Origin of the sequence: Mycobacterium paragordonae (assembly GCF_003614435.1) — a bacterium.
Taxonomy (GTDB): domain Bacteria; phylum Actinomycetota; class Actinomycetes; order Mycobacteriales; family Mycobacteriaceae; genus Mycobacterium; species Mycobacterium paragordonae.
The window spans coordinates 4,240,193-4,257,904 of the sequence record NZ_CP025546.1 but is presented as its reverse complement, the minus strand read 5'-3'; the positions used below and the strand labels follow the sequence as shown (position 1 = coordinate 4,257,904).

The 17,712-nt window shown below is 65.8% G+C and carries 19 protein-coding genes; 7 read left to right on the top strand and 12 right to left on the bottom strand.

Annotated features, from left to right (window positions below; all coding sequences use genetic code 11):
* Nucleotides 1–30: 30 nt before the first annotated feature.
* Entirely contained in the window at nt 31–705 is a 675-nt protein-coding gene (locus C0J29_RS19385) for a PadR family transcriptional regulator (RefSeq protein ID WP_371872411.1), read from the top strand.
* On the opposite strand, the gene C0J29_RS19380 is transcribed toward C0J29_RS19385, so the two are convergent.
* Entirely contained in the window at nt 702–2,399 is a 1,698-nt protein-coding gene (locus tag C0J29_RS19380) for a 3-ketosteroid-delta-1-dehydrogenase (RefSeq protein WP_174814849.1), read from the bottom strand. The genes C0J29_RS19385 and C0J29_RS19380 overlap by 4 nt on opposite strands.
* 102 nt (nt 2,400–2,501) lie before the next feature.
* Between C0J29_RS19380 and C0J29_RS19375 the strand changes: the two genes are divergently transcribed.
* The 4 genes from C0J29_RS19375 to C0J29_RS19360 are packed head-to-tail and all read left to right on the top strand — an operon-like array spanning nt 2,502 to nt 5,710.
* The gene (locus C0J29_RS19375) at nt 2,502–3,638 is read left to right on the top strand and encodes a 3-ketosteroid-9-alpha-monooxygenase, oxygenase component (RefSeq protein WP_065044831.1); all 1,137 of its coding nucleotides are present in this window, start codon (nt 2,502–2,504) and stop codon (nt 3,636–3,638) included.
* The gene (locus C0J29_RS19370) at nt 3,635–3,913 is read left to right on the top strand and encodes a ferredoxin (RefSeq protein ID WP_120793258.1); all 279 of its coding nucleotides are present in this window, start codon (nt 3,635–3,637) and stop codon (nt 3,911–3,913) included. Before C0J29_RS19375 ends, C0J29_RS19370 begins: the two co-directional genes overlap by 4 nt.
* 11 nt (nt 3,914–3,924) lie before the next feature.
* Nucleotides 3,925–4,908 carry an NAD-dependent epimerase/dehydratase family protein gene (locus tag C0J29_RS19365; protein ID WP_120794840.1) on the top strand — a complete coding sequence of 328 codons (984 nt, stop codon included), beginning with the start codon at nt 3,925–3,927 and terminating at the stop codon, nt 4,906–4,908.
* Nucleotides 4,909–4,912: 4 nt separating this feature from the next.
* A complete protein-coding gene (locus tag C0J29_RS19360) occupies nt 4,913–5,710 on the top strand; it encodes an SDR family NAD(P)-dependent oxidoreductase (RefSeq protein ID WP_120793257.1) in 798 nt (265 codons plus the stop codon).
* Between the two features lie 18 nt (nt 5,711–5,728).
* On the opposite strand, the gene C0J29_RS19355 is transcribed toward C0J29_RS19360, so the two are convergent.
* The 7 genes from C0J29_RS19355 to C0J29_RS19325 all read right to left on the bottom strand — a co-directional run bounded on the left by C0J29_RS19355 (nt 5,729) and on the right by C0J29_RS19325 (nt 12,093).
* Entirely contained in the window at nt 5,729–6,802 is a 1,074-nt protein-coding gene (locus tag C0J29_RS19355) for a hypothetical protein (protein ID WP_120794839.1), read from the bottom strand.
* 87 nt (nt 6,803–6,889) lie between these two features.
* Nucleotides 6,890–7,804 (bottom strand): alpha/beta hydrolase, encoded by a 915-nt coding sequence (locus tag C0J29_RS19350; protein WP_120793256.1) that lies wholly within the window; start codon nt 7,802–7,804, stop codon nt 6,890–6,892.
* Nucleotides 7,801–8,622 (bottom strand): SDR family NAD(P)-dependent oxidoreductase, encoded by an 822-nt coding sequence (locus C0J29_RS19345; protein ID WP_120793255.1) that lies wholly within the window; start codon nt 8,620–8,622, stop codon nt 7,801–7,803. The genes C0J29_RS19350 and C0J29_RS19345 overlap by 4 nt, the downstream gene beginning before the upstream one ends.
* The gene (locus tag C0J29_RS19340; protein WP_065162732.1) at nt 8,619–9,098 is read right to left on the bottom strand and encodes a nuclear transport factor 2 family protein; all 480 of its coding nucleotides are present in this window, start codon (nt 9,096–9,098) and stop codon (nt 8,619–8,621) included. Before C0J29_RS19340 ends, C0J29_RS19345 begins: the two co-directional genes overlap by 4 nt.
* A 66-nt stretch (nt 9,099–9,164) precedes the next feature.
* Entirely contained in the window at nt 9,165–10,172 is a 1,008-nt protein-coding gene (locus C0J29_RS19335) for an acyl-CoA dehydrogenase family protein (RefSeq protein ID WP_120793254.1), read from the bottom strand.
* The gene (locus C0J29_RS19330; RefSeq protein ID WP_120794838.1) at nt 10,169–11,308 is read right to left on the bottom strand and encodes an acyl-CoA dehydrogenase family protein; all 1,140 of its coding nucleotides are present in this window, start codon (nt 11,306–11,308) and stop codon (nt 10,169–10,171) included. Before C0J29_RS19330 ends, C0J29_RS19335 begins: the two co-directional genes overlap by 4 nt.
* Nucleotides 11,308–12,093, bottom strand: coding sequence for a crotonase/enoyl-CoA hydratase family protein (locus tag C0J29_RS19325; RefSeq protein WP_120793253.1), 786 nt, complete (start codon nt 12,091–12,093; stop codon nt 11,308–11,310). The genes C0J29_RS19330 and C0J29_RS19325 overlap by 1 nt, the downstream gene beginning before the upstream one ends.
* Nucleotides 12,094–12,220: 127 nt before the next feature.
* Here C0J29_RS19325 and C0J29_RS19320 point away from each other — a divergent pair, with 127 nt between their 5' ends.
* Both C0J29_RS19320 and C0J29_RS19315 read left to right on the top strand, forming a co-directional pair.
* Complete coding sequence (locus C0J29_RS19320; RefSeq protein WP_120793252.1) at nt 12,221–14,113, top strand: flavin-containing monooxygenase; 1,893 nt, start codon at nt 12,221–12,223, stop codon at nt 14,111–14,113.
* The gene (locus C0J29_RS19315) at nt 14,110–14,997 is read left to right on the top strand and encodes an SDR family NAD(P)-dependent oxidoreductase (protein ID WP_120793251.1); all 888 of its coding nucleotides are present in this window, start codon (nt 14,110–14,112) and stop codon (nt 14,995–14,997) included. Before C0J29_RS19320 ends, C0J29_RS19315 begins: the two co-directional genes overlap by 4 nt.
* Here the strand turns inward: C0J29_RS19315 and C0J29_RS19310 are convergent.
* Genes C0J29_RS19310 through C0J29_RS19295 form a run of 4 tightly spaced genes read right to left on the bottom strand, consistent with a single transcriptional unit; the run spans nt 14,994 to nt 17,703 of the window.
* A complete protein-coding gene (locus tag C0J29_RS19310; RefSeq protein WP_120793250.1) occupies nt 14,994–15,650 on the bottom strand; it encodes a Dabb family protein in 657 nt (218 codons plus the stop codon). The two genes, C0J29_RS19315 and C0J29_RS19310, sit on opposite strands and share 4 nt — an antisense overlap.
* On the bottom strand, nt 15,643–15,990 hold the full coding sequence (locus tag C0J29_RS19305; protein ID WP_065165357.1) for a hypothetical protein: 348 nt from the start codon (nt 15,988–15,990) through the stop codon (nt 15,643–15,645). The genes C0J29_RS19310 and C0J29_RS19305 overlap by 8 nt, the downstream gene beginning before the upstream one ends.
* Nucleotides 15,983–16,906 carry an alpha/beta hydrolase gene (locus tag C0J29_RS19300; RefSeq protein ID WP_120793249.1) on the bottom strand — a complete coding sequence of 308 codons (924 nt, stop codon included), beginning with the start codon at nt 16,904–16,906 and terminating at the stop codon, nt 15,983–15,985. The genes C0J29_RS19305 and C0J29_RS19300 overlap by 8 nt, the downstream gene beginning before the upstream one ends.
* Nucleotides 16,903–17,703, bottom strand: a complete 801-nt coding sequence (locus C0J29_RS19295) for an IclR family transcriptional regulator (RefSeq protein ID WP_065044760.1) — start codon at nt 17,701–17,703, stop codon at nt 16,903–16,905. Before C0J29_RS19295 ends, C0J29_RS19300 begins: the two co-directional genes overlap by 4 nt.
* Nucleotides 17,704–17,712 lie beyond the last annotated feature (9 nt).

Sequence of the window (17,712 nt, the reverse complement as noted above, 5' to 3'; positions counted from 1 at the left end):
ACCGACCTGCGGGTTGTTAATCTTGGCGGCGTGAACGCGCCCAGCGACAAGGTGAAGTCGGCACTCGCCGCCACCAGCTGGGCCCTGCTCGGCATGATGTCCTACGAGGAGGAAGTCTCCGGCTACGACCTCAAGAAGTGGATCGACTGGAGCGTAGACCTCTACTACTGGAGTCCCTCGTACAGTCAGATCTATACCGAGCTCAAGAAGTTGGAAAGCCTCGAGCTGGTGACGTCTCGGGTCGAGCGTGACGAAGGCACCCGCAGCCGCCGGCTCTACAAGATCACGCCTGCCGGCATGGCCGCCATCACCGACTGGACCAACAACGCGCCCCTGGATCCACCGGTGCTCAAGCACAGCATGCTGCTGCGCGTGACGTTCGGGCACCTCAGCACGCCTGCTCGCTTGAAAGAACTTCTGGCCGAACATGTCGCGTACGCCGAAGCCAGGTACCGCAAAGCGATCGAGGACGCAGAGGGAGCCGAGGTGGAACCCGCCTGGGCCTACTCGGTGATGGCCCTGCGCTGGGCGGCCAAGTACTACGCCGCCGAACGCGAATTCGCACTGGAGTTGATGAAGGACATCGACGAGGCCGCCGCAACCATCGAAAAAGCCGCAAAGGGTGGCTTCGGTAAGCCGCGCCCCACCCCGGGTTATTGGCGCGAAGTCGAGAAGCAGGTGCAAGCCAAGCGCGAAGTGGATTAACGCGCAGCGTTCTGAGCCGCGATATAGCCGTACACCAGGCCCTGCGCGATCGTCGCGCCCGCGCCGGGATAGCTGGTGCCGAACGCGTTGGCCGCGGTGTTCCCGACGGCATACAGGCCGGCGATGACGCTGCCGTCTTCGCGCAGCACCCGGGCCCGCTCGTCGGCCCGTAGCCCGCCGCAGGTGCCCAGGTCGCTGAGCACCAGCTTCACCGCGTAGAAGGGCCCGTTGACCAGCGGGCGCAGGTTGGGATTGGGCCTGACGGTCGGGTCGCCGTAGTAGCGGTCATAGGCGCTGCATCCCCGCTGAAACTCGGGATCGATTCCGGCAGAAGCATTCTGGTTGAACCGCGTCATCGTCTGCACGAACTCCGGCACCGGAACGCCGATCTGCGCCCCCAGATCCGGGAGATTGTCGGCGCGGGCGGCGATCCCGGCCGCATACCAGGCCGACGGCACCCGCATCCGCGGAAATAGTTCTGCGCCAAAGACGTAACTGTTGCGGTACTGCTGGTCGAAAATGATCCACATCGCCTCGACGGCGTTGCCGGTCCGCTCCAGTTGCAGCAGTCGCTGACCGAACGTCATGTAGTCCGAAGCCTCGTTGGCGAACCGGCGACCATGCTGGTCGACGATCAGGGAACCCGGCAGCGACCGTTCGGCCAGCATTACGGCGGGCGGTTTGCCGGGCAGCGGGGCGATTGCCGGGAACCACCACGCCTGATCCATCAGCGCGATGTCGGCCCCCGCTTCCTGGCCCACCCGGATCCCGTCGCCGGTATTCGACGCGGCACCCAGGCTCAGGTTGGCGCCCAGCGACTCCGACTGGAATTTCCACCGCATGTCCATGCTGTGGTCGAAGCCGCCGGTGGCCAGCACCACCCCGCGGCGCGCTGTCACGGTCACGTCCCGGCCCGCGTGGTCGACCACCGCGCCGGTCACCCGGTCGCCGTCACTCACCAGGTGCCGCAACGTGGTGTCGGTCCATACCGGGATGCCGGCCCGCAGTACACCCGCGAACAGGCCCGCGGTCAGGGCCTGCCCACCGGCCGCATACCGGCGACCGATCAGCAACCCGCCGGCCCCCTGGACGATGCGTTTGGCGAACGTCGGAACTCCCTTGTGCGGCACCCGGGCGACCAGGTTCATCCACCGGTAGTCGGCACCCGTCGTGGGGATGGCGAACGCGACTTCCAGCACGCCGGGCCGCAACCGGTTGCGGTACTCGCCCAGCTTTGCGGTGTCGAACGGATAGCACTCGCAGGTACGGCCCTCGACGCTGCCACCGGGCTCCTCCGGGTGGTAATCGGAGTACTCGCGGGCCCAGAAGAACCGCAACGGTGTGGTGCGGCGCAGCATCTCGACCGTCGCGGACAGATGGTGCACAAATGCCGCTGACCGCTGCGGCGGCGCCGATCCCGCGACCACCGCGTCCAGGTAGGTGCTGGCCTTGGCCGGCGAGTCGCTCGCGGCCGCCTCGCGCAGCACCGGACCGGCCGGCAACCACAGGGCGCCGCCGGAGCGGGCGGTGGATCCGCCGACGTGCGAGGACTTCTCCACGATCAGCACCGACAAGCCGAGCTCACGGGCAGCCAGCGCCGCCGCCATCCCGGTGCCCGAGCCGACCACCAGCAGGTCCACGCTCGTGTCGGCGACGGGCAGGCCGGACGGGATGGTCGTGCTGTGCTGGCTCACGTCTGCTAACGCTAGGCCGATGCGGCACCCTCGCGGAATAGTTCTCCTGGTCAGTGGAACAGGTGATCGCACCGGCCTACGGAGAAGCGTTGAATGGACGCCATGAGGCATTCCGACGCCGACGCCGATCAAATACGGTTCATCGAGGCGCAGGCCGCGCCTGCCAGATTCGCCCGCGGATGGCACTGCCTAGGCCTGATCCGGGATTTCGGCGACGGTAAACCACACGCGGTCAACGCATTCGGGCAGAAACTCGTCGTCTTCCGCAGTGGGGACGGTCAGATCAATGTGCTCGACGGTTACTGCCGCCACATGGGCGGGGACCTGTCCAAGGGTGAGGTCAAGGGCGACGCGATCGCATGCCCGTTCCATGACTGGCGCTGGGGTGGCGACGGCCGCTGCAAACAGGTGCCCTACGCCAAACGCACACCGCGGCTGGCCCGTACCGCGGCGTGGACGACGCTGCAGCAGGACGGCATGTTGTTCGTCTGGAACGACCCGGAACGCAACCCGCCGCCGCCGGAGATCACCATCCCGCGCATCGAAGGCGCCACCAGCGACGAGTGGACCGACTGGCACTGGTACACCACCGTGGTGGGCAGCAACTGCCGCGAGATCATCGACAACGTCGTGGACATGGCGCATTTCTTCTACATCCACGGGTCGCTGCCCACCTACTTCAAGAACATCTTCGAGGGCCACGTCGCCACGCAGTACATGAACGGCGAAGGCCGGCCCGACATGGGCAGCGAGGGTGCAAAAATGCTCGGCACCACCTCGGTGGCATCGTACTTCGGCCCGTCGTTCATGGTCGACGACCTGACCTACCACTACGCGGCCGGCGACCAGCAGACGATCCTGATCAACTGCCACTACCCGATCGACGCCAATTCCTTTGTGCTGCAATACGGCATCATCGTCAAGAAATCTCGGGATCTGCCTGACCAAGAGGCCGTCAGGGCCGCGACCAGGCTCGGTGACTACGTCAAATTGGGCTTCGAGCAGGACGTCGAAATCTGGCGGCACAAGGCGCGGATCGACAATCCGCTGCTGGTCGAAGAAGACGGGCCGGTCTACCAGCTGCGGCGCTGGTATGAGCAGTTCTATGTCGACGTCGCCGACGTGCAGCCGGACATGGTGGACCGCTTCGAGTTCGAACTGGACACCAGCAAGCCCTACGAAGCGTGGATGAAGCAGATCGAAGCGAATATCGCGGCGAAAGCGGGCGCGCTGTCATGACCCGGCCGGCGCGCACCGACAACCGCCTGCAGGACATGCCGATGGCACCGGTCGACTGTCTCCGATGCGGTGCCCACGTATCGGTTCGCAAGAGCAGCTGGAACCAGACCAGCGTGCAGTGGAATGCCCAGGCCTCCGCGCTGTGCTGGGAACGGCGCGACACCACCCGGGCCGCCGGGAATCGCTGGGGGTTGTTTCTGGCGTGTGTGGCGTTGCGCGATTCCATCGAGGCCGCCGTTGCGGCCGGAGACCTGGCCGTCGTCGACACCGGATAGGGTTGCTGGCGATGCGAATCGCGGTGACAGGCGGCACGGGATACGTCGGTGCCCATATCGTCCATGCGTTGCTGGCCGCCGGCCACAGCGTGCAGCTGCTGGCCGAGCCAGGCTGGTCCAACGACCTGCTGTTGCACCGGCTGCAGGCCGTCGGAGACGTCTCGGTGGTGCGCGGCGACCTGCGTGCACCGGAGATTCCCGAGGGGCTGTTGGACGGATGCGACGCCGTCATCCACGGCGCCGGGGTGGTGGGCACCGATGACCGGCACGAGCAGTTGATGTGGGACATCAACGCCTATGCCAGCGAACGGATCATGCTGCGCGGTGTCAAGCTCGGACTCGACCCGGTGGTGCTGCTGTCCAGCTACAGCGCGTTGTTTCCGCCGCCGGGCCCGGTCATCGGCCCGGATTCGCCTACCGCACAGGGTAAATCGGCCTATGCGCGGACCAAGTCTTACGCCGACCGGGTGGCGCGCCGGCTGCAGCGCGACGGCGCCCCGGTCGTCGTCACCTATCCGTCCAGCGTCGTCGGGCCGGCGATGTACACCGCGCCGGGCATCACCGAGCAGGGGTGGGCGACCATCGTCCGGTTCGCGGTGGCGCCCAAGGTTGCGGATGCCGGGATGATGATGATCGATGTCCGCGACGTCGCCGACGTGCACGAGCGGTTGATGCGGCCGGGGCGGGGTCCGAAGCGTTATCTGTGTGGCGGGCAGTTGCTGACGTTCGATGACATGATCGCGGCGATCGAACGTGGTTGCGGACGGCGGATCCGCCGGATTCCGCTGAGCCCGGCCGCGTTTCGGTTGCTCGGCCGGGTTTCCGATCTCGCCGCGTCCGTGCTGCCTCTGGGCAGTGGGTTCAGTTACGAAGCGGCGCAGTTGATTACCGCTGCGATACCCACGGATGACTCGGAGACGCTGCGAGATCTCGGGTTGACGTGGCGCTCGGCGCGTGAGGCGATCGTGGCGACGTTTGCCCAGTCACTAGTCTGACCACATGAGCGGTCGGGTTGCGGTGGTGACGGGAGCCAGTCGCGGTGCCGGACGTGGCATCGCCGCCGCGCTGGCCGCCAAGGGCTGGCGGGTGTACGCGACCGGTCGCAGTATCACCGACGCGCCACCGGGCGGCGTCTCGGTTCGGGTCGACCACGCCGACGACGACGCCGTGGCGGGGCTGTTCGCGCGGGTGCGATCCGATGAGGGCCGGCTCGATCTGCTGGTCAACAACGCCGCGGTCGTCTCCGATGAGCTGGTCAGCCTAAACCCGTTCTGGGAGAAGCCGCTTGCGCTGGCGGAGGTGCTGGACGTCGGGTTGCGCTCGTCCTACGTCGCGTCTTGGTACGCGGCGCCACTGCTGGTGGCCGGCGGGCGGGGCCTGGTCGCGTTCACGTCCTCGCCCGGAGCGGCGTGCTACATGCACGGCCCGGCTTATGGGGCTCAAAAGGCCGGGGTCGACAAGATGGCCGCCGACATGGCCGTGGACTTCCGCGGCACCGGCGTCGCGACCACCTCGATCTGGATGGGCATCCTGCTCACCGAGAAGCTTCGCGGCGCGTTCGCCGGCAATCCTGAGGCGCTGGCCAAGACTGCCGAGCATGCCGAAACACCCGAATTCACCGGACTTTTGATTGACGCGCTGTACCACGACCCGGCGCTGCCCGAACTCAGCGGCCGGACGTTCATCGGCGCCGAACTAGCCGAGCGCTACGGCATTACCGACGAGGGCGGACGTCGGCCGCCCTCCCATCGGCACTTGGGCGTGCCGCGGGACCCGAGCAGCGTCGTCATCAGATAGCTCGTCTCACCTGATCGGTCAGAGCTGGAAAGCGCTGATCGGCGCTTCCCCGGGATAGACGCTCGGTCCGCCGATGTCGTAAGCACCATTCAGCGCGGCGATGAACCCCGGGTCGTGCAGCGGCTGGCTGGGGATGTCGAGTTTGGTGCCCCGGGAGTTGATGTCGTCGACCATGATGTCGATGGCCTTCTCGACGGTCAGGTCGTGGGAGCCTTCCATATTCTTCTTCAGTTCGTCGTAGTCGGTGAACACCTCAGCCGACCAGTGCACCAGGAAGCGTAGTTCGTCCGTGCGGTGGCGGGCGATCACATCGTCAGCGTTCTTCAGCAGCCACAGGTCGCGGTCATGGGGATCACCGGTGAATACGGTATCGAACGTCAGGCCGGGCGGAATCTGTTGCTCCAATGGGCCGTTCGCTTCCCCGCGGTGCACCATCATCTCGTTCTGCACCACCACGCCGCGGTTGTAAACGGGAGGCAGGACGCGCTTGGGGGCACCCAGCGGGCCTTCGGGCCAGTACGTGAAGCCGCTGCCACCGTCGAGCGAGAACCACGTGATCACCTGTGCCATCTTGATCAAGTAATCCCGAAACAGGCCCGACTTGCCCATGACGCTGGTCAACCAGGTCGGAGCGTTCTCGTGCCGTACCCCGCGGAAGCTGGGTGAATCCAGGTGCCCCGGATCGCGGTTGGCGCACGGCCCGTTGATGTTGAACAACATCAACTCGGGTTTGGCGTAGTCGGCGGCCCAATAGCTCTTCGCCATTTCAATGAAGCGCTCGTTGTAGAAGCAGTCGTGCAGTTGCGGGTAGAGCACCGCACCGTAATTGGCCAGGTAGCCACGGAAGGTCGGGGTGAGAAAGAGGTCCAGCGATGGTGTATAGCCCTCGGGGAAAAGCCCACTCATGGTGGCGATCAATTCGTCGGCCGACGCGAAGTGCTGGGCGATGATCAACCGCCAGGGGCCTTCGGTGCGCACTACGTCGAGCAACCGGTCATGCTGGTCGTCGGTGTAGACGTTGTCGACCTCGCGGGGTGGTGCGGCCGGCCGCAACACATCGGAAAGCTCCTTCCGCCGCTCCTCGGTGAGCATCATCTGTCTCCTTCTCCAGGTGCCGGTGCATGAGATTCTGCGCAGTTCCGGCACCATTCGAATGCAGGATGTCCGGTGACCGGGACGCTAAAATCCAAGGGGATGAGCGAACTTGGCGCGCAGCAACCCGCCGATCTCGGCGATAGCCAAGCGGCCGCGGGCCGTTGCCTCGGGGCGCATGAGAAATCCGTGGTAGGCGCCGGGATACCGGGTCAGGGTGGTCTGCACCCCGGCGTCACGTAGTCGCGCGGCGTATCGTTCGCCCCAATCCCGAATCGGATCGCAATTCGCCGTCACCACAACGGCTTGCGGCAGCCCCGCCAGGTCGGTCGCGGACGCCGGAATCAAATAACATCCGGTGCCGGGCTCGACGAGCGCATGCAGGTACTCGATGTCGTCGCGGCTGAGCATCGGTGCGTCCGCAAGCAAAGTGATTGAGGGCGCGGTCATGTCGCGGTCCAGGCCGGGATACAGCAGGACCTGGGCGCAGATGGCGGGCCCACGACGATCGCGTGCGGCCAACGCGACGCCCGCGGCCAGCGACCCTCCGGCGCTGTCGCCGACCACCGCGAGCCGATTGGCATCGACACCGAGTTCGGCAGCGTGGCGGGCGACCCAGTCGGTCGCCGTGTAGGCGTCGTCGAACTGCGCCGGTGGCGGGTGCTCGGGCGCCAGTCGGTAGTCGACAGCGACGACGGCTGCGCCGGATGCTGAGGCCAGCGCCCGCGCCAATGGTTCGAACGAGCGATTGCTGCCCATCACAAGGCCGCCGCCGTGCAGGTACACCAGCACGGGTTGGCCGGAATCCGTTGTGGGGTAGTAGATACGGGCCGCGACTGATCGGGGGATCATCACATCCGTGACGGCGGCCATCTCCGGCATGTCGTCTGGCAACTGCGCGGACTCGATGGCCGCCCGCACCGCGGCCAGCCCTCGTGTCCGCATCGGAGGGACCGGACCGAACGAGGCGACCCGCGCGGCGGCGTCCGGATCCAGGGTCATGGCAGAGCGGGGGGACGTTGCTCAGCAAGGACATCGGCGCGGCGCTTCATCGCCGACACGACCGACGGCTGGGTGACCAGATAGAACCGGCCTTCGGCAGCCTGCTCGAACAGCGTCTCGGCGGCCGACAGCGGATCCATGGCCCTGGCTTTCACGTTGAGCATGGCGACCCGCTGTGCCTCCGCGCTTGCGGTGTCACCACCGGATTCGGCACCGCCCGCTGATTCGAAGATGTTGGAAACCACCGCGCCGGGCAGCACGGCTTGCACATGAATGTGGTTGCCGTGCCCGGCGGTTTCCACCTCGAGGTGCAGACACTCGGTCATCGCAAGTACCGCGTGCTTGCTCATGATGTAGGGCGTCTGCAGCGGCATCGCCGCCACCCCACCGACGGACGACAGGTTCCACACCCAGGCCTCGTCCTCGGTGGCCATCATCCTCGGCAGAAACGCCTTGATGCCGTGGAACACACCGCTGATGTTGACGTCGACTACCCGCTGCCAGTTGACCAGCGGCGTATCCCACAGATAGCCGAACTGTTCCACGCCCGCGTTGTTCACCAGCAGCCGCACCGGGCCGATTTCCCGGTAGGTCCGGTCTGCCAACTCCCGCACGGCCTCAGGGTCACGTACATCGCAGACGAAATCCCTTGCCGCGGTGAGCTCCTCACGCAGCGCGGCAATGGCCTCGACATCGACGTCCGCCAGTACCACCGTCATACCGAGCCGGTCTGCGACACGCGCCAGCCCCGCGCCGATTCCGGCGCCCGCACCGGTGATGACGGCCACGCCGCCGGCGAAAACGTCGCGAGCGCTCACGACCCGGCGGTGCTGCCCGCGTGCCGCTCGGAGAGCAACACCGAATTGGTGGTATCGAGAACGACGACCATCTCGGTGAACTCCAAACGTTCTGCCGTCCGGCGCACGCTGACCTCAACGACGCCGCTGGAGACTGCGAACGGCACGAAGTTGGCGACTTGGTTGACGAAGAGGTAGAAGCGTGCGCGGGTGATGTCACCGGATGCGCCGATTCGATGGAGGTTCGTTGCATGGTGACGCAACGGGTAGGGACTTTGTTCGCGGTGCTCGGTCAGCCATTGCAAAACCGCATCGCGCCCGTGCAGTTCCGGTGACATGAGTTCCTCGAAAGGGCTTGCGCCATCGTCGCTTCTGCTGACATAGCGGACGTCCGCGGCATAACGGGCGGCCAGTTCGTCGTAGTGCGCCTCGTCGTAGTGGTACCAGAAGCCGGCGATGAACTCCTGCAAGTCCGACAGCGTGATGTCGTTGCTCATGGCAGTGAGTCAACCGCGGTCAGGCCCGTCGCGACACCCCTCTGCCCGGTCAGTGGAACGCCGGCGTTACCCGCTGATCAGACCCCACAGGCCGCCGGCGCTCGCGTACAGCGCCGCATCGGTGACCTGGTCGTCCCAGTACCGCATCGAACCGAACTCCGACCGCCACGCCAGCGCGGCCCGGGAGAATTCGTGCAATCGGTGCTCACGCGTGGTGCCGATCGCGCCGTGCACCTGATGGGCGTTTCGGACCACAATCGAGGCGGCATGGCCTGCGCAGGAACGGGCCACGGCGACAAGGAACTTCAGGTGGTCTGCGGACCACTGATGGGCGACGCCCGCGCTGAGCGCGGCCTCGGTTGCCGCCCGGGCGAGCGCGGCTTCGGCGGCGATGTCGGACACCAGGTGCTGCACGGCCTGAAATTTCGACAACGGACGGCCGAACTGTATGCGTGAGCCCACGTGCTCGATGCACAGCTGCACGATTCGGTCCAGTGCGGCGCACACCTGTATGGCCCGCACCAGCCCGGACTTCAGCCGCAGCTGATCGATCAGCGCCAGGGCAGCCGGCGCCGACTGCAGACCGACGAGGTCGGCCGTCACCGTGTCACGCGGTTCTCCGATCAGGTTGGTGCCCGGCGTGATGTCGAGCTCGCCGGCGGCGACATCGGCGACGCGGTGCTGGCCGTCAGCTCGCCACACCAGCACCACCCGGTCGACCGTGGCAGCCCAGGGCACGGCGGTCGCTCGTCCAGTTTTATCGAGCATGCAGACCGTGCGCACGGCGCCATCGGATGGAAGTCCGGTGACGTCCAGCAGCCAACAGGCCAATAAGTCGTGCTCCGCCAAAGGGATACGAATCCCGTGCCGCACCGTTGCAGACAGCAGTTCGGCTGCCTCGTACCACCCCGCCCCGCTGCCGCCGAGCTGTTCGGCGCCGGTGAGCCGTACCAGGCCGAGTTCGTCGAGGTGCTGCCAGAGGTCTCGGTCGACTGCCGGACTGGTCGGATGCTTCTCACGGTGGTTCGCGAAGACGGCGTCCATCATGTCGGCGAGTTCGTAATCGACACTCATCGCATGCCCAGTCCACGCGCGATGACCCCGCGCAGCACCTCATTGGTGCCGCCACGGAGGGTGAAACCTGGTCGCTGGTCGACGGCTGTCCCAACCAATTCGGTGAACACCGAATCGGGGGAGTCCTGCAGATCGGCGAACTCAGCGATGTCGCCCTCGGTGGTGGTGCCGAGGACTTTGACCACCGCAGCGGGAACGTCAGCGGGTTCGTGCCGCTCCAGCGCGCCGGCCACCGCGGTGGACATGTGGTGCAGGCCGGCCACCCGTGCGACCAACCGGCCCAGCTCCGCGTCGCGGGGAATGGCGTTCGCTGCCATCCGGTCGGCACAGGCAGCCAGCAGCACGAAGGTGGACAGGAACCGTTCCGGGCCGCTGCGTTCGAAGGCGAGTTCCGACGTCACTTGCCGCCACCCGTCGCCGATCTCACCGAACACCATGTCGTCGGGCACGAATGCCTCGTCGAAGATGACCTCGTTGAAGTGGTGGGCGCCGTTCATCGAGATGATCGGCCGGATCTCGATGCCGGGCCCGTGCAGGTCGACGAGGAACTGGCTGAGGCCGGCGTGCCTGTGCTGCGGGTCCACCGGCGCGGTACGGGCCAGCGCGATGAAGGCGTGCGCGAGGTGGGCACCGGAGGTCCAGACCTTCGTGCCGGACAGTGACCAGCCGCCGTCGACGCGCTCGGCGCGGGTGCGCACGCTGGCCAGATCGGAGCCGGAATCAGGCTCGCTCATGCCAATCGCAAAGAAACACTCGCCTCGCACGATCCGCGGCAGGAAGTGCTGTTTCTGCGCTTCGGTGCCGTACTTGAGCAAGGACGGCACGATCTGGCGGTCGGCGATCCAGTGCGCCGCGACTGGCGCGCCGGCGGCCAATAGTTCCTCGGTGACGACGAAGCGTTCCAAAAAGGATCGTCCGTGCCCGCCGTACTCGACCGGCACGGTCATGCCCAGCCAACCCTGCGAAGCCATCGCGGCGGTGAACTTCTCGTCCCATCGGGACAACCACGCGTCGACGGATGGGGTGAAGGTACGCGAACCCTGCTGTTCGGCGACGAACATGCGCACCTCGGCGCGTAGCGCATCGATCGCCGGATCCTCGATGCCGGCCGGCGGCACCAGTCTGGGCGCGACCATCAGCTTGTCCGCCATTTGGCGATGCGTTGCTCGTGCTCAGGGTCGCGGTGGGCCAGCGGTTGCATGGCCGCGGCCATCCCCAGTGTCGACTCAAGTGAACCGGTACGCGATTCCTGCAGCAGCCGCTTGGCCATCCGCAAGGCGTGCGAGGGGTTCTTGGCGATGCGTTGCGCGAGCTCCTGTGCGGCGGTGAGAAGCTCGTCGTGCGGCACCACTCTGCTGACGAGACCCCATTCCAGCGCTGTCGCGGCGTCGACCCGGTCGCCGGTGAGGGTCATTTCGGCGGCGCGCTGGTAGCCGGCGATGCGTTGCAGGAACCAGGTTCCGCCATCGCCCGGAATCAGTCCCAGTTGCACGAAACTTTCGGCGAATGACGCACGCTCAGAGGCGATTCGGATATCACACATCATCGCCAGGTCGCAGCCGGCGCCAATCGCGGCTCCGTTGACGGCGGCGATCAACGGGACTTCCAGTCGTGACAGAGCGCGTGGAATCCGCTGGATCCCGTCGATGTAGGCGTACCGCTGATCAAGGGCGCTCAAGCCGAACATGCCCGACTGGTCGGCCATCTCTTTGACGTTGCCGCCCGCGGAGAAGATCTTTCCCTCGCCGGTGAGGATGATGGCGCGGACTTCCGTGTCGGCGTTGGCGCTGTCGACGGCCTGCTCGAACCCGGAGATGACGTCGCGGCCGGTGATGGCGTTTCCGACGGAAGGAAGCGTGATGGTCCAGGTCTGGATCGGCCCGTCGGTGCTGATCACGAGTGGCTCTGCGGGATTGCTCATGCTCGCAACTGTAGGGACTCCGGTTGAGTTACCGAACGCGCGGGTGAACGGGATCCACTTGGATTGTTGTCCCGCTCAGAGGAAAGGGCCGTCGGACCGATCGCCGAGTCCCCAGATACTGACAGGCATGAACCGGCCGGATCCCGATGAGTTGCGGGCAAACCTGAGTCTGGGGGACCCGGGCGTGCTGGTCGCCGTACTGGCCCAACTCACCGGTGATCCCTCGGTTGTTGACACCTTCGGACCGCGGATTTCCCATATCCCGGACCCGCCTGAACGTAGGGGCGTCACCGACCCGGTCACCGCCGAAGCGTTAAGCGACGCGATTGTCGCCGCACTTGGAACGACCAGGACGCCCGGATCCCGCGCCGCCGACGACGCCGATCTGTTTCGGCGGTTGCTACCGCTGGCGCTCGGCTCTCCGGTCGACGACGAGTTCGTGCCGCTGCTGCTCGAGCAGGGCGGGTTTCAACTCTCACAGCCGACGTTGCCCCGTTCGGTGCCGATTCCCGATACCACGACGGTGGCCATCGTCGGGGCGGGTATCGCCGGCATCATCGCCGCGCTGGCGGTCGCCGACTCCGGAGTCGCGTACCAGATATTCGATCGCAACAACGAGGTCGGCGGTACCTGGCTGACCACGAACTACCCGGGTATCGGCGTGGACACGCCGTCGGCCTACTACTCGCTGTCGCGCGAGGTGAACCCGGAATGGACGAGCTATTACCCGCAAGGCGCTGAATACCAGGCTTACCTGACGAAACTGGCCGACAAGTACGGGCTCCGCGCGCACACCCGCTTTGGCACCGAGGTCGAGGGCCTGTGGTGGGATGACGATCGCGGCCAGTGGGAGATTCGGTCGGTGGACCGCGACGGCAACCGCGATGTCAGCTATGCGCGCGTGGTCATTACTGCCGCCGGCTATCTCAACCGCCCCCGCTGGCCGGATCTGCCTGGCCGGGAGGCGTTCGCGGGCAACAGTATTCACTCCGCGCAATGGGATCCTTCGGTGGACTTGGCCGGTCGGCGGGTCGCGGTGGTCGGCGCCGGCTGTACCGCGGTGCAGATCGTGGACGCCTGCGTCGACGAGGTCGAACACCTGACGGTGTTTCAGCGGCAACCGCACTGGGTGGCGCCTCGCAAGCGGTTGACCGACGACGTGCCGGACTACCGCCGCTACCTGGGCCGTCACCTGCCGTACTACGCCAACTGGAACAGACTCAAGTCATTCTGGGGCACGGCCGATAACAACTACCCCGTCATCCTGCGGGACCCGGAGTGGGCGTCGACTCACCTGTCGATCTCGCCCGCCAATGACGTGCTGTTGCAAATGTGTCTGAACTACATCGATCAAACCTTCGGAGCGGGTACAGAACTGGCGAAGAAGGTGACGCCGGACTTCGCGCCGTACGGCAAGCGGATCGTTCGCGACCCCGGTGGTTACTATGCGGCGCTGACGCGCGACCACGTCGACGTGGAGGCAAGCGAGCCGCGCGAGGTCAACGCGAAAGGCATTGTCACACAGTCGGGCACGCAGATCGACCTCGACGTTATCGTCTACGCGACGGGCTACCACCTCGATTTCCTCTCCACGATCGACGTAAGGGGACGCGACGGCCGGAAACTTGTCGACGAGTGGGGGGACAGCCCCGCCGCGTACCGGGGTGGCACCGTTCCCGGGTTCCCGAACCTGTTCATCAACTCGGCGCCCAATTACAGTCCCGGACACGGTGCGGGCGCGAACTTCTCGATGGAAGTGATGGCACATTACATCGTCGAATGTCTGCAACTGATGGCGCTGCGCGGTGCCGCCACCATGGAAGTGACCCGGCAGGCCTACGACGAATACGTGGCCGGCATCGACCGGGCCATGGCCGGGACCGTCTGGTGCCACACGCCCAGTGCGCACACCTACTACCGGTCGAATTCCGGTCGGGTCGTGGTGGCCACGCCTTACCGGCTCGTCGATCTCTGGAACGAACACCGGGCGCCCGTCGAAGCGCATTTCGAACTGCGATGACCGGGTTGCTTGCGGGAAGAACGGCTTTGGTGACCGGTAGCAGCCGCGGTATCGGGCGGGCGATCGGCCGCCGACTCGCCGCCGAGGGTGCCACCGTGGTGGTGACGGCCCGTTCACATCAGCCCTCACCGTCGGTCCGGGACCGCGTAGCCGCGGTGTTGCCGGGCACGATCGACGAAACCGTCACTCTGATAGAGGCCGCTGGCGGACGGGCGATCGCGGTACCGGCAGACCTGGAAATCGCTGCACAGCGCGAGCAACTGATCAACGAGGTGATCGGCCGCACGGGCAAAGTGGACATCCTGGTCAACAATGCCGGTTTTGCCGACTATGCCATGGTCGAGCAGATGTCCCCGGAGACCTTCGAAAGGACCATCGACCACTACCTGCGAATACCGTTCGCACTGACGAAAGCCGTTATCCCGCATATGCACAAGCAGGGTGGCGGCTGGATCGTCAACATCGGCTCGGTCACCGGTCTGGCGCCGGTGCGGCCGTACCGGGATTACAACAAGACAGCCGGCGACGTTATCTACGCATCCTGCAAGGCTGCGCTGCACCGCTTCACCCAGGGCGTGGCCGCCGAACTAGTGGACTCCAACATCGCGGTCAACTGTGTCGGTCCGTCCACTGCTGTGCGCACACCCGGTGCCGCCCAACTCATTCCAGATTCATTTCCGACCGAGCCGGTCGAGTACCTGGCCGAGACCGTGCTCGCCATGTGTCATCGGCCCGCGGCGGAGTGCACCGGGTTGGTGGCGTTCAGCCTGCACTATCCCTGGACGCAAGGCTTGCCAGTGCGCAGCCTGGACGGGACCTCGTTACTGCCGCCGCTGGCACCGCCGGACACCGCGAACCCGAACATCCGGCCCGCTGGTCTCTAGCCGTTTGCCCGTTGCTGAGACGACGGGAGATCATCCCAGTTGGCAGTCTCGGGCAGCGCGCAGAAGCTGTGGCATATCCGATCGCGGACAATCACGTCCGGGCATTCGGGATCGAACCAGCGGTCCACGACGGCCCAATGGATGGGGTGCATCAGATACGGGCCCGTGAGCCCATCGACACAGGTGAACGTCTGCTCGAACACATGGGTCCACGGCGACATCCCCACCGCCGAGTCGACGCGACTCAGTTGCCAAGCGGTGATCGTCTGCACATAGCGCGGCATCGATCGGAGTTCCTCTTCGAAGCGCGAGATCGTCCTGGTTGCGGTGTCGGGAGAGACGCGCAGCAGCAGGGTGCGGTAGACCGTGCCGATGGTCGTCCGGGTGCGAACCGGGCTGCCCGGATAGTTGGCGCCATTGATTCGTGTCACCGCGGCGTCAGCGAGGACAGCGGCGAATTCTGTTTCCGAGAAACGCCATTCATCTTCCGAGGCGAAACGCAGATGAACGAGAATGTCGCCGCCGTTACGTGAACCCGCCATGGTCGGCTGCACGATTGAGTAGGGCATGCGGGCCGCGACGACACGCAGGTCGCCGATGATCCGGTCGCGGTCGGGTTCTTGCACGTCAAGCAACCTGATGACGCTATACATCGCACAGACCGTCCACGTCATCTGCGGCTGCGGCGAATGAGCGTGACCGTTCCACTATCAGCTCGCCGATAGCCGACCACCATTCGGCCAAACTGGCATCCGTGCGGCCCTGCCACGTCATGTGCCACCAGGCGGTCACGCTGGGCAGCGTCCAGGTGATCGAGATGGTGTTGACTTCGTCGTCCAACCAAATCGGTGGACTCACCAGAACGTCACGCAGTGTCATGCCGCGCTTCCGTGCACCCGGTGCATAGTCGGCGAGATAGGTCTCGACGAATCTGCGCGCACAACCCGGCCGGGTCACCACGCGATCAATGACAAAGACCTGAGCGTCAGCCATCGGCCGACCCGAGGACCGAGCGGAGCAGCACGCCCACCCGCCGTCGTGCATCCCGAGCAATGTCGAGTGTTGGCATGCTCATGAAACCGTGTATGCCGCCGTCGAATTGAAGCAGCGTCACGGGAACTGCGGCTGAACGCAGGGCGGAGGCGTAGGCGAGCGCCTCGTCGCGAAACGGATCGTGGCCCGCGACGACCATGACGACAGGCGGCAACCCGCGCAAATCGGCGTGCAGGGGTCCGGCGTACGGGTGCGTGCGGTCGGCGGGCGAGGGAACGTATTGATCCCAATACCACTGCATCGCCGGCTTGGGGTTGTAGTAGCCATGGCCGAACAGGCGATAAGACTCCGTGGTGAAGTCGGCCGCAATCACCGGGTAAATCAGCAACTGCGCCGCCAGCTCTGGGCCGCCACGATCGCGTGACATCAGTGCGGTCACCGCGGCGAGGTTCCCACCCGCGCTGTCTCCTCCGACCACGAGCCGGCCGCGGTCTCCGCCAAACATCCCGTTTGCCGCCAAATCGGCAACCGTATACACATCCTCAGCCGCCGCCGGCCACGGATGCTCCGGCGCTAGCCGATAACCGACCGAAACAACCACGGCCGGAGTCGAATTCGCGATGCTGCGGCACAAGCCGTCGTGGCTGTCCAGATCGCAGAACACGAACCCGCCGCCGTGGGCGTAGATCAGGACGGGCAGCTCGTCGCCGGCAGGGCGGTAGATCCGGACCGGAATATCGCCACCGGGTCCGGGAACCAACTCATCCAGGATTTCGGCGATCGGCTCCGGCTCATCCGGCACCACCAGTCGCGAGCGGATGATCGCCCGCGCCTGCGCGCCGGTCATGGTGTGCACCGGCGGGAAGCCGCTGTCCAACTCTGCGATCATCCCAGCGATCTGAGGGTCGAGCTTCACGCGTACTGCAGTGCCGGGCGCAGCGGACGCAACGGCTGCAACGTCGGCGCCACGGAATCGCCCTCGACGCACCGCCAGATGCCCATCGCGGTCATACGTACCGGCGCCGTCAGTCTCTGGTCGAACCGCATGCGATTCATCGGACCGCAGACCGAGACCGCGGCGACGGCCTCGCCGATCTGGCCGATAGGCGCTGCGACACAACCGAATCCAAGCAGCGATTCCTCGCGTTCGAAGGCGACGCCGTGGGCTCGGACCTTGGCCAGTTCGGCGGCCAACTGCGAACCGGTGGAGATCGAGTATTTGGTCCTACCGACGCGCAGATCGACCTGCGAAGCGTCGTCGCAGTACGCCAGCATGGCCTTGCCGACCGCGGTGCAGTGTGCGGGCTGGCGGCCTCCGACGCGGGTGGGAAGTCCGTTGCAGATGCGGTCGCCGATCTTGTCCAGATAGACGACGTCGGTGCCGTCCAGCACCGCAAGGTGCACGACGAGTCCAGTGGCACGGTGCAATTCGTCCAAGAGCGGTTTCGCCGCGCGTACCAGGCGGTCCTGGTGGACGGCCAGTGATCCGAGTTCGACCAGGCGCATGCCGAGCTCGTAGTCGCGTCCGCTGCGGCGCAGCCACCGCAGTTGCACCAGCCGCTCCAGCATCCGGTGCGCCGATGACCGGGGCAGCCCGGTGCGCCGCACAATCTGCGCGAGCGTGAGGCGTCCAGGTCCGTCGAACGCATCGAGGACGAGAGAGATGCGGTCGATGACTGCGCTGGGGGTTGCGGACTCGACACTCGCTGACATGGGATCCTC